This is a genomic window from Nocardia elegans NBRC 108235 (genome assembly GCF_001612845.1).
In the GTDB taxonomy this organism is placed as follows: Bacteria; Actinomycetota; Actinomycetes; order Mycobacteriales; family Mycobacteriaceae; genus Nocardia; species Nocardia nova.
In genome coordinates, this window is sequence record NZ_BDBF01000049.1 from 55652 (window position 1) to 66123 (window position 10472).

Annotated in this window: 10 protein-coding genes; 4 read left to right on the top strand and 6 right to left on the bottom strand. The window is 67.8% G+C overall.

The window, feature by feature from the left end; all coding sequences use genetic code 11:
• The first annotated feature begins 65 nt into the window (after positions 1–65).
• A complete protein-coding gene (locus NE2_RS28210; RefSeq protein WP_036523997.1) occupies positions 66–731 on the top strand; it encodes a TetR/AcrR family transcriptional regulator in 666 nt (221 codons plus the stop codon).
• A gap of 74 nt (positions 732–805) precedes the next feature.
• Here the strand turns inward: NE2_RS28210 and NE2_RS28215 are convergent, their stop codons facing one another.
• Genes NE2_RS28215 through cysD form a run of 5 tightly spaced genes read right to left on the bottom strand, consistent with a single transcriptional unit; the run spans position 806 to position 6815 of the window.
• Entirely contained in the window at positions 806–1942 is a 1137-nt protein-coding gene (locus NE2_RS28215) for a sulfotransferase family protein (RefSeq protein WP_063030962.1), read from the bottom strand.
• 13 nt (positions 1943–1955) lie between these two features.
• Complete coding sequence (locus tag NE2_RS28220; RefSeq protein WP_063030964.1) at positions 1956–2747, bottom strand: SDR family oxidoreductase; 792 nt, start codon at positions 2745–2747, stop codon at positions 1956–1958.
• Positions 2744–3982 carry a hypothetical protein gene (locus tag NE2_RS28225; protein ID WP_063030966.1) on the bottom strand — a complete coding sequence of 413 codons (1239 nt, stop codon included), beginning with the start codon at positions 3980–3982 and terminating at the stop codon, positions 2744–2746. Before NE2_RS28225 ends, NE2_RS28220 begins: the two co-directional genes overlap by 4 nt.
• Before the next feature lie 35 nt (positions 3983–4017).
• Positions 4018–5910: an adenylyl-sulfate kinase gene (gene cysC / locus NE2_RS28230; protein WP_063030968.1), complete on the bottom strand. Its 1893-nt coding sequence runs from the start codon at positions 5908–5910 to the stop codon at positions 4018–4020.
• Positions 5910–6815 (bottom strand): sulfate adenylyltransferase subunit CysD, encoded by a 906-nt coding sequence (gene cysD / locus NE2_RS28235; RefSeq protein WP_063030970.1) that lies wholly within the window; start codon positions 6813–6815, stop codon positions 5910–5912. Before cysD ends, cysC begins: the two co-directional genes overlap by 1 nt.
• Positions 6816–7028: 213 nt before the next feature.
• Between cysD and NE2_RS37470 the strand changes: the two genes are divergently transcribed.
• The 3 genes from NE2_RS37470 to NE2_RS28250 all read left to right on the top strand — a co-directional run bounded on the left by NE2_RS37470 (position 7029) and on the right by NE2_RS28250 (position 9359).
• Entirely contained in the window at positions 7029–7910 is an 882-nt protein-coding gene (locus NE2_RS37470; protein ID WP_063909506.1) for an IclR family transcriptional regulator, read from the top strand.
• Positions 7911–8027: 117 nt separating this feature from the next.
• Entirely contained in the window at positions 8028–8492 is a 465-nt protein-coding gene (locus NE2_RS28245; protein WP_063030971.1) for a PASTA domain-containing protein, read from the top strand.
• 90 nt (positions 8493–8582) lie between these two features.
• The gene (locus NE2_RS28250; RefSeq protein ID WP_063030972.1) at positions 8583–9359 is read left to right on the top strand and encodes a hypothetical protein; all 777 of its coding nucleotides are present in this window, start codon (positions 8583–8585) and stop codon (positions 9357–9359) included.
• 88 nt (positions 9360–9447) lie between these two features.
• Here the strand turns inward: NE2_RS28250 and NE2_RS28255 are convergent, their stop codons facing one another.
• On the bottom strand, positions 9448–10215 hold the full coding sequence (locus NE2_RS28255) for an SDR family oxidoreductase (RefSeq protein ID WP_063030975.1): 768 nt from the start codon (positions 10213–10215) through the stop codon (positions 9448–9450).
• Positions 10216–10472: the final 257 nt, after the last annotated feature.

Consider the following 10472-nt stretch of genomic DNA (forward strand, 5'->3'; position numbering starts at 1 on the left):
CCCGGTGCCCGACGGTGTAGGTTGACTCGGCACGGTCCGGTTTCGCGGCGAAGGAGGTGGCGAGGATGCCTCGGCCACGGGTACCGCTACTGAGTCGCGAACGCATCCGCGAGACGGCACTGGAATTGATCGACCGCGACGGACTACCCGAGCTCTCGATGCGGAAATTGGCCGCCGAGCTGGGCGTTCAGGCTGCCTCGCTGTACGGCCACTACCCCACCAAGGACGATCTGCTCGACGATATCGCCGCCGGCATCATGTCCCATGTGGACGCCTCGGCCTTCGAAACCGCCGACTGGCGCACCGGCCTGATCTCGTGGGCGCGTTCCTACCGCGCCGCCCTGGTCCGCCACCCCAACTTCGTCCCCTACCTGGCCTCGGGCCCCGGTAAGCGCGAGGAGAATCTGCGCGCGGCCGACGCAGTGCACGGTGGCCTGGTCGGCGCCGGCTGGCCACCCCGCCAGGCCACCATGATCGGCGCGGCCACCCGCTATGTGGTGATGGGTTCGACCATCGGCTCGTTCTCCCGCGGCTTCGTCGACGACGTCCAGGTCTATCGCGACCGTTACCCGCATCTGGAACAAGCGCACCTGCTGCGCGCGAAGGCCGACGAAATCGACTCGGAGAGTTTCGAATTGGCGCTGGAATCGTTCGTCACGGGCCTGGAAATCCGCTTCGCCGCCATCCAGCAGCGCCGCGCCCGCCGCCGCGAGAAATCCGCCGAGGTCTGACCCGGGCCCACCCGGCGGAAACGCCGCGGGCCGGCTCGGTGATTCCGAGCCGGCCCGCGGCGGGTACAGCGATGTCAGAGGTCGGCGAAGACCGATCTCACCTCGTCTTCGGTCAGCCCGTAGTCGGCCAGCGAATACTTGTGCGCGGGCTTGCGGTCGCCCGATTTGCTCTCCTCGTCCAGCGCCCGCATCGCGTTCCGGGCCGCCTCGGTGTAGTCCAGCCCGAACGTCGAATAGATCTTCTCGACGGTGCCGAACGGGTCCGCCCGCAGATCCTCGAACTGGATGTCGAGGAACTGATCGGGGTTGTATCGCGCACGCGCGGAATTGAATTCGCGCAGGCCACGCGACCAGAGTTCAAGCTGGGTGCGGCCGATCGTCTCCCCGGCGAAGGTGTTCGACCAGCCCTTGGTGGCCTGTTCGGAGAGGCTGCACGACGAACCGACGATGGTCACCGGGTCACGGTGGGTCTGGATGATCAGCGCGTCGGGGTAGACCTCCATCAGCGCGTCCAGCGCGAACAAGTGGCTCGGGTTCTTCAGCACCCAACCCCTGGTGTCACCCAGGCCGATCAGCTGCAAATTCTGCTTGTGCCGCTGATAGGCGTTGGTCCAGTCCTGCTTCTGCAACCACTGCGAATAGGTCGGCAGATAGGCCAGCGATTCGTAGGCGATGGACTTCACGGTCTGCCGCAGCAGCTGCCAGCATTCCTCGACCTCGGCGGCACTCATGTAATGCAGGCCCATGAATTCCGGATTGTCGATGTGATGCTGTGCGAAACCGGCGTCGATCTGCTGGAACACCGGATTGTCGGCCCAGGTCTCGCGCGGCGGGCGCGGCTGCGGCAGTTCGGTCAGCCACATCTCGAGCGCCTGATGCTGCGGGTCGGCGGCCAGCAGCCGATGCAGCGCGGTGGTGCCGGTGCGGGGCAGGCCGGTGACGAAGATCGGCCGCTCGATCGCGGTCTCGGCGTACGCGGGATTGGCCTTCCAGGACGCCTCGCTCAGCGCGCGTGCGACCAGTGCGCCACGCAGGAAGTAGCGATTCATCTTGGAGCCGAGTTCGGTGAGGTCGGCGTCGCGCCGATACGAGTCGAGCAGCACACCGAGCGCCTCGGTGTAGTCGTCGGGGCCGAAATCGGTGAGCCCGCACGCCTTGGTGGCGGATGCGTGCAGATCCTCGACGGTGCCGACGTTGGTACGAGCGGTCATGAAATTCTGTTCCTCACACGTGGTATTCGCCGCAGTTGACGTCCAGGGTCTGGCCGGTGATGGCACTGGCCCACTCGGAGGCGAGAAACACCACGGCCTTGGCGATCTCGTCCGGTTCGGGCAGGCGCTTCAGATCCGACCGGGAGGCGGTCTGCTCGTACACCTGGTCGACCGTGATGCCGTACTTCTTCGCGACCTCACCGAAATACCACTTCAGCTGATCGGCCCAGATGTAGCCCGGCGCCACACTGTTGACCCGAATTCCCTTGGCGCCCAATTCCGTCGCCAGCGTCTGCGACATGGCCAGCAGCGCCGACTTGGCGACCTTGTAGCTGCCGTAGCGCGGTTCGGAGTGCCGCAGCACCGACGAATTGATCATCACCACCGCGCCCCGGGTCTTGGCCAGTTCGTCGGTGAAGGCCTGGGTCGCCCGCAGCGTGCCCAGCACCGTCAGCTCGAGGCTGTCGCTGATCTGCCGGAAGTCGGTGCGCGCCAGCGACTTCATCGACGGCATCGCGAAGGCGTTGTTGACCAGCGCGTCGACCCGGCCGAAGGTCTCCACCGTGCGCTCGACCAGATTCGCCACCGCGGCGTCGTCGGTGATGTCGGTCGGCACGATCAGGCTCGTCCCGCCGGCGGAGTCGATCTCGTCGGCCACCTCCCGCAACCGCGATTCGGTGCGCGCGGCCAGCACCACCTTCGCGCCGGCCGCAGCCGACTGCACGCACAGCGAGCGGCCCAGTCCGGGACCCACGCCGCTGATCACGACCACCTTGTCGGCCAACAGGCCCGTTCCGGCGCTCATCCGAGCATCCGATCGGCGAAACCGCGCTGGCGGTCGGCGATGCGGGCGCGCCAGCCCTGCTCGTCGATCCGGTTGAGTTCGTAGTGCGGCAGTTGCGCCGCCACCTCGTCGAAGGGCACCAGGGCGAATTGCGGCCCGTCCGCGGGGGTCATCTCCCGGGCGACGCGCTGCCATCGGAACTGCAGGATGCCCCGGCGGCGTCCGGTGGTCTCGATCCAATTGGTGATGCCCGGGTTGCGAGCCGAAACCACCATGCGGATCATCCCGTCCGGATCGACCTGGGCCTGAGCGCTGTTGAGGCTGGTCTGGTGATTGACGTAGTCGAGGGAGATGTACCAGCGGCTACCGAGCTGGAATCCCTGATAGGGCGCATCGGATTTCGGCACCGTGATCACCAGCGCCTGGTCGTCGTCGAGATCGAAGTGGCCGACCGAGGAGTACTGCGTGCTGAGTCCGCCCGGGGTGAGCCGCGGTTCGGTGAGGGTGTTCACCGGCAGGTCGAGGTAGAACCACTTGGGGAAGTTGAACCAGGTGTGGATGCGCTGCACCAGCGCCCGCGCCGCGGCCCGATACCGCTTGCGCAGCTGGTCGACACCGGGCTCGGGGGCCGCGGTGCCGACGGTGTCGAGGCGCTCGATGCGGATGCTGCCCTTCGTCTCCGCGTTCCAGTCGCCGTAGACCTCGCGCACCGCGAGCATCGAGGCACCCTCGCCGAGGACGAAATAGTTCGGCCCGGCATCGGCTTTCGGCGGGCCGAAGCGGAGCTGGTAGCTGCCGTCGGCGGCGATCTGCAGGCGGCGGTCGTCGAAGGCGTCGTCGCCGTTGGGAACGTCGGTGGCGGTGTAGTCGCCGCGCAGCACCTGGAAGCTGAGGTCGACGGTACTGCCGCGGACACCGGTGAGCAGATATTCCGCACCCGGCTCGACATTCGCGTGGTAGTAGAGCGTATCCGGGTTGTCCAGGCCCATTTTCGCGTGCGGGCCGGTGGAGCTCACGAAGTACGGGTGGCTGGTGCCGTGCGTGCCCGACAGCTGCAGGCACGCGGCGATACTGCCCGCGAGGTAGTCGTATCCCTCGGCGAGATCCTTCTCGTCGTTGATGAAATCCGCTGCCTCGATCAGCTTCTCGGCCTCGGCGATCGCCGCGGTGAACGGTTCGGTGAGCGACCCGCCGCCCGGAAGTCCGTTTCCGGCGGCGGTATCGGTTCCCGGTGACGATCCTGTCGATGTACTCATGTCGTCCTAGCGTGTTGTGCGGGCAGAACTGCGGTTCACAGTCTCAGTTCGCGGCGGATCAGCGCGGCGATTTCGGCGGGTGAGCCGTGATCGGGAGTGATGACGAGCTCGGCGTGTTCGGGACGTTCGTAGGGCGAGTCGATGCCGGTGAACTCCGGCAGCCGGCCCGCGCGGGCCTTGGCGTACAACCCCTTCGGATCCCGGCGCTCACACACCTCCAGCGGGGTGTCGACGAAGATCTCGTGGAAGTCCAGACCACTCGCGGCGTGCACGCCGCGCGCCTGTTCGCGCTGGTCGGCGAACGGGCTGATCACCGAGACGATGGCGATCAGACCGGCGTCGGCGAACAACGAGGCGACCTGAGCCACCCGGCGGATGTTCTCGCGCCGGTCCTCGTCGGTGAAACCGAGATCGGCATTGAGCCCGTGCCGCAGATTGTCGCCGTCGAGCCGATAGGCCGGGCGGCCGGCGGCCACCAGCTGGCGCTCCAATTCCACGGCGATCGTGGACTTTCCGGAGCCGGACAGACCGGTCAGCCACACCGTCGCACCGGCGTGCGGGCGCTGGCCGCGCCCCACCGAGGAGCTGTGCCAGACGACGTCCTCGCGCACCAGCTTCGGCGCCGCCGAGGCGTCCGGCATCGACTCCGGCCCGGTGTCACGGGCCAGGATCATCCCGGCGGCCACGGTCTGATCGGTGTCCTCGTCGATGAGGATGAAACTGCCGGTGCGGCGATTGTCGCGGTAGCTGTCGACCATCAGCGGACGCTGACCGCGCAGGGTGAGGCGGCCGATGTCGTTGAGCGCCAGGGCATTCGCGTCCGTCACACGGTGCAAGGTGTTGACGTCGAGCCGGTAGTCGAGGTCGTGGACCTGGACGCGGGTGGTCTGGGCGGCGGTGCGGATCGCATAGCGCGCACCGGGCCGCAGTTCGGTGGTCTCGGAGAACCAGCACACCATGGCGTCGACCTCATCGGCGATATGCGGCCGATTTCCCGGGCGGGCCAGCATATCTCCGCGCCCGACATCGACTTCGTCGTCGAGTTCCACCGAGACCGCCATCCCGGTGAACCCCTCGTCGACCTTCACCCCGCCCGGTCCCCAGATCCGCGCGACCCGCGACGAGCGCCCGGACGGCAGCACGACCACCTCGTCGCCGGGTTTGAAGATGCCGCCGGCGATGGTCCCGGCATAGGTGCGATGGCCGGCCCCGCTGGCGCCGGCATCGGCGGCGTGCGGGCGGATCACGTACTGCACCGGCAGCCGCGCGTCGATCAGGTTGCGGTCCGAGGCGATATGCACCTGTTCGAGGTGGCTCAGCAGCGGCGGGCCCGCATACCACGGGGTGTGCGCGGAGTCGGTGACCACGTTGTCGCCGTGCAGCGCCGAGACCGGCACGAAACTCAGATCGCCGACGGTCAGTTTCGCCGCGAAATCGGCGAATTCCTCGCGGATCTCGTCGAATCGCGCGGCCGACCAGTCCACCAGATCCATCTTGTTCACGCACACCACCAGGTGCGGCACCCCGAGCAGCGAGGCCAGGAACGCGTGCCGGCGGGTCTGCTCGACCACGCCCTTGCGCGCGTCGACCAGGATCAGCGCCAGATCCGCCGTGGAGGCGCCTGTCACCATATTCCGCGTGTACTGCACGTGCCCCGGGGTGTCGGCGATGATGAACTTGCGGCGCGGCGTGGTGAAGTAGCGGTAGGCCACGTCGATGGTGATGCCCTGTTCCCGCTCGGCGCGCAGGCCGTCGGTCACCAGCGCCAGATCCGTTGCGGCGTCGCCGCGTTGGGCACTGGCCCGTTCGATGGCGGCCAGCTGATCGGAGAACAGGCTCTTGGAGTCGTAGAGCAGGCGGCCGATGAGGGTGGACTTGCCGTCGTCGACGCTGCCGGCTGTCGCGAGACGTAACAGATTGCGGCTCATCAGAAGTAGCCCTCCCGCTTGCGGTCTTCCATCCCGGATTCGGAGATGCGGTCGTCGGCGCGGGTGGCGCCGCGTTCGGTGAGCCGGGTGATCGCGGTTTCGGAGATCACGGCCGCCGGATTGTCGGCCTCGCTCTCGATACATCCGGTGCAGGTGGCGTCACCGACGGTGCGGAACCGCACCGTCGTCTCGAACACCGGTTCGTCCGGGCCGGGTGTCAGGAAAGGATTGGCGGCCAGCAGCATTCCGTCGCGGCGGAAGACCGGGCGGCGGTGCGCGTAGTACAGCGGCGGCAGTTCCACCGCCTCGCGGTCGATGTACTCCCAGATGTCGAGTTCGGTCCAGTTCGACAGCGGGAACACCCGGATGTGCTGGTCCGCACGGTGTTTCCCGTTGTAGAGGTTCCACACCTCCGGGCGCTGCGCCCGCGGCTCCCAGGCGCCGAATTCGTCGCGGAAACTGAACACCCGCTCCTTGGCGCGCGCCTTCTCCTCGTCGCGGCGCGCCCCGCCGAACACGGCGTCGAAGCGATGTTCGCCGATCGCGCGCAGCAATGTGGTGGTCTGCAACCGATTCCGGCTCTCCCCCGGGCGTTCGGTCACCCGCCCGGCGTCGATATCGTCCTGCACCCGCGCCACCAGCAGCCGCGCGCCGAGCCTGGCCGCCGTGCGATCGCGGAATTCGATCACCTCGTCGAAGTTGTGCCCCGTGTCGACGTGCAGCAGCGCGAACGGCAGCGCCGCCGGCCAGAACGCCTTGCGGGCCAGCTCGAGCATCACCGCCGAGTCCTTACCGCCGGAGAACAGCAGCACCGGTCGTTCGAAGGTGGCCGCCACCTCCCGGAAGATGTGCACCGATTCGGCCTCGAGGGCCGACAGATGCGACAGCTCATATCCCGTCCGCATCACATTCGCCTTGTCCGCATCGCTCGCATCGCTTCCCCGGATCCGAGATCTCGACCACTTCGGAGTTGCGTTGTCGAATATTCGACGCTATTGTTCGATATTGTGACACCGACGATAAGCGGACAGCTGCGCGTCGGTCAAGGGGCTGTTGACGACGGCGCGGGTTCGCACCGGTGTGACTCGTCACCGCATCCGTCGATCAGAAAGGGCGCGATGTCCGAGAGCACCGAGGTCACTCCCACCGCCTCCGCGGGATCGCCACCCACGCATCGCGTGGTGCGGGTGATCGACCTGCTGTCGCGCCGGCCCGCCGAGCACTTGCCGCTGGCGCGGATCGTGCGCGAGACCGGACTGTCGAGGGCCACGGCACATGCGGTGCTGACCCAGCTCACTACCGACGGCTGGACGGTGCGCGATCTCGACGGCAACTACGGGCTCGGGATGGGGCTGCTCGCTGTCGCACGCCGTGCGGAGGCGGCCTTCCCGCTGCGCCGCCTGGCTGCCGACCTGCTGCGGGAATTCGTTGCCGAACAGGGCTTTCCGATTTTCCTGGCCGAGCGCGACGACGGTTCGATCATCATCACCGAGGTCGCCGGCACCCCGTCGGTCCCGTGGATCCGGCAGGGCCGCCGCCTGCCCCTGGCACCGCCGGTGGCCCGTGAATTCATCGCCTGGGCACCGGCTTCCGAACGCAACGCCTGGATCGCCCACGCCGACCCCGCCCATCGCGAACGCCTGCTCGCGGTCCTCGACGCCGTGCGCGACCGCGGTTACTCCGTCGAGCGCCTCGCCGACGAATCCGCTCCGGTCCTCGAAGCCCTTGCCGCCCTGCGCAATTCCCCGGTCACCGATCCACTCCGCAACCGCCTGGGCAGCATGATCACCGACCTGATCACCATCGACTACCTCCCCGACGAACTCGGCGCCGAGAACGCCGTAGTCACCGTCGCCGCCCCCATCTTCGCCGGCGACCGCGTCATCGCCGCCGTAGTCGCCTGCCCCGACACCCGCCTCTCCGCCCAGCACCTCACCGCCCTCGGGGCAGCGATCACCGCCACCGCGGGAAAGATCACCCGAACCACCACCGGCACCTGACCGACCGGCATGCCTTGTCCGCACACAGATACGCCCGCCAACCCAGCGAAGGCAACATCAATCGTCTCCTCACCGAGGGGCCGCGCGCATCGACGCGGCAGCAACTACGGTCGGGATGTGCCGACCACAAGCTTCCCATGCCGTTCGAACCACCACCGCCGTGCCGTTCTGCCCCTGCGGATTTCGATCGCCGCACTCGCACTGACCGCGGCTTTGTCCGGCTGCGATTCCGAAACCACCACGCCCGCAACGTCTACCACCGGTGCGACCACGTCGGCCGGCACCGCAGCGACGTCCACCGGCACACCGAATGCCGCCAACCCGGCACAGCCCACCGGCACGACCACATCCCCCGCGGCCGGCACGGTCAGCGTCCCGGATGTCCGCGGCGACCGCCCGGCCCTCGCCGACCAGTTCCTCACCGCCGCGGGCCTGCACGCACACATCACCGGCGGCACCAGCCGCGGCCCGGGCGGCGGCCAATGCGTGATCACCACTCAGAATCCCGATGCGGGCGTCTCGGTCCCCACCGGCGCCACCATCGAGCTCACCACCGGCGAGGTCGGCGGCGGCCAGTGCTGAAATCGGCTACCGCCGCGCGATTTTCGGTTGTCACCGGCCCCGCGGTCGCCCGATGATGACGGCCACGATCGAACAGCGGCGGGAGTGGCAGTGGGTGTATGGGGCGGCGTCTGCGCCTTCGACGAGCAGAGATTTCGCGATGTCGTGATTCCCGCGCTGCGCGCAGGGCACGAGCATCCCGTTGTCACCGGGGCATTGCAGCGCATGTACGCGCACGGCCGCGGAATGATCGACGACGGCGATCCCCTCGGCGAACCCGAGCCGTGCCGGTTCGAAGGATTGGCCGCGGTGGTGGCCCAGATCGACGAGTCGTTCGCCACCTGCGACCTGGGGCGCGACTTTCGGGTCGTCGGCGGCACACTCACCGAGCCGGGCCGCCGCCCGGGCGAGCCGGGCTGGGGGTATTGGGAACTGGTTGAACTGGTGGAGTGGGTCGTCACCGGCGAGGCCGTGCGGGCCTGGGGACATCTGGGGTTGAGGGCGCCATCCCCGTGGTCGATCTTCCCGTCGCTACTACTGCGACACGACTCACGTCCGGAACCGGACAGCGAAGTGTTCCGGGTACAACAGCTTCTCGCGCGGCTGGACACACACTCGGGCTACTGGATGCACGGCGGTGGCGGCTTCGGGGAAGGTATCAGCGGCTGGTTGAACGCGCCGCAGACGCACGAACTCGCGCCGCTGCTACCGCGTCACGACCCGGATGCGGATCGGCAGTCGCAACGGGAATCGTTCTGGACGGTGGTGGACTGGGCCGTCGAACGCGATCTCGGTCTGCTGTGGGGACGCGATCTCGAATTGTTCTACTCCGACGAACCAGCGGCGATGTTCGACGAAGGAGCGACACCGGCGGATCGACTGGCCTGATCCCGACCCGGCCGGCGTCGTGGCACAGCCCGAGGGACGGCCTCGTCCGAGTGGCTGCCGGACCGCGTCTTCTCCAGGCCCGACCGCCCTACCCACGCAGGTGGTAGCTCGGCCCCGGATCGGAGGCCACATACTCCGCCCACGTGCGCGTGCCGTCGGCGTGGTCGGGGCAGGTGTTGTCACCGGCGCGGAAAGCGCGGGCGATCGTGCCGGGTAGCGGGAGCGGCACCGTGCGGCGCGGGCGGCCATGGTGTTGCTGCCAGATCTTCGCCAGTTCTTTCAGGGTGAGCACCTGTGGGCCGCCGAAATCGTCTGCGCGGGTGCGTGGTTCGCCTTCAACCAAGTCGGTGAGGCGGGTGGCCACATCTTCTGTGGCGACCGGCTGAAAGCGGAAATCCAAGGGCAGCGGCGCGATCGGGAGCTTCTGCACCGCGGACAGGACCGCGGCGATGAGGTCGTGGAATTGGGTGGCGCGCTGAATCGTGTGCGGCACACCGCTGTCGGCGATCAGTTGTTCGCAGGCGAGTTTGTTGCGATAGTAGCCGAAAGGGATGCGGTCGATGCCGACGATCGACACATAGAGCAGATGCCGCGCTCTCCCGGCGGCCGCGAGCAGATTCCGCGTCTGCTCGATATCGGACTTACCGAACCGCCGGAAATCCGAAGCCGCGTGCACGATCGACTCCGCGCCCTCGGCAGCGTCGCGCACCCCGGCACCGGTCGTCAGATCCCCCACATGCGTCCCCGCACCCGGGCGTCGCGACAGCACCCGCACGTCGTGCCCGCGTTCCCGCAGCCGATCCACGATGTGCCGCCCGAGCGCGCCCGTTCCACCGGTCACCAGCACTGTGCTCATGCCCCTACCCAACCCCGCACCCGAAGTCCGGGCAAGCACCCGATAGCCGATGTCACATCCGAATCACCACACCCCAGCGCCACCATCGGACCGCCGCCGCACGCGACGGTAAGCGTCTGCAGATCGAATGATGGTGAATCAATCGTGCAAACCTCGCCGAATTCGGCGGTTTTCGGGCTGTTGCGTTTTGGGGTGGGTGGTGCGTAGCGCCGTCCACCCTGAAATGTTGGTTGTGGTGACGGGTGTGGGGTTGGGGG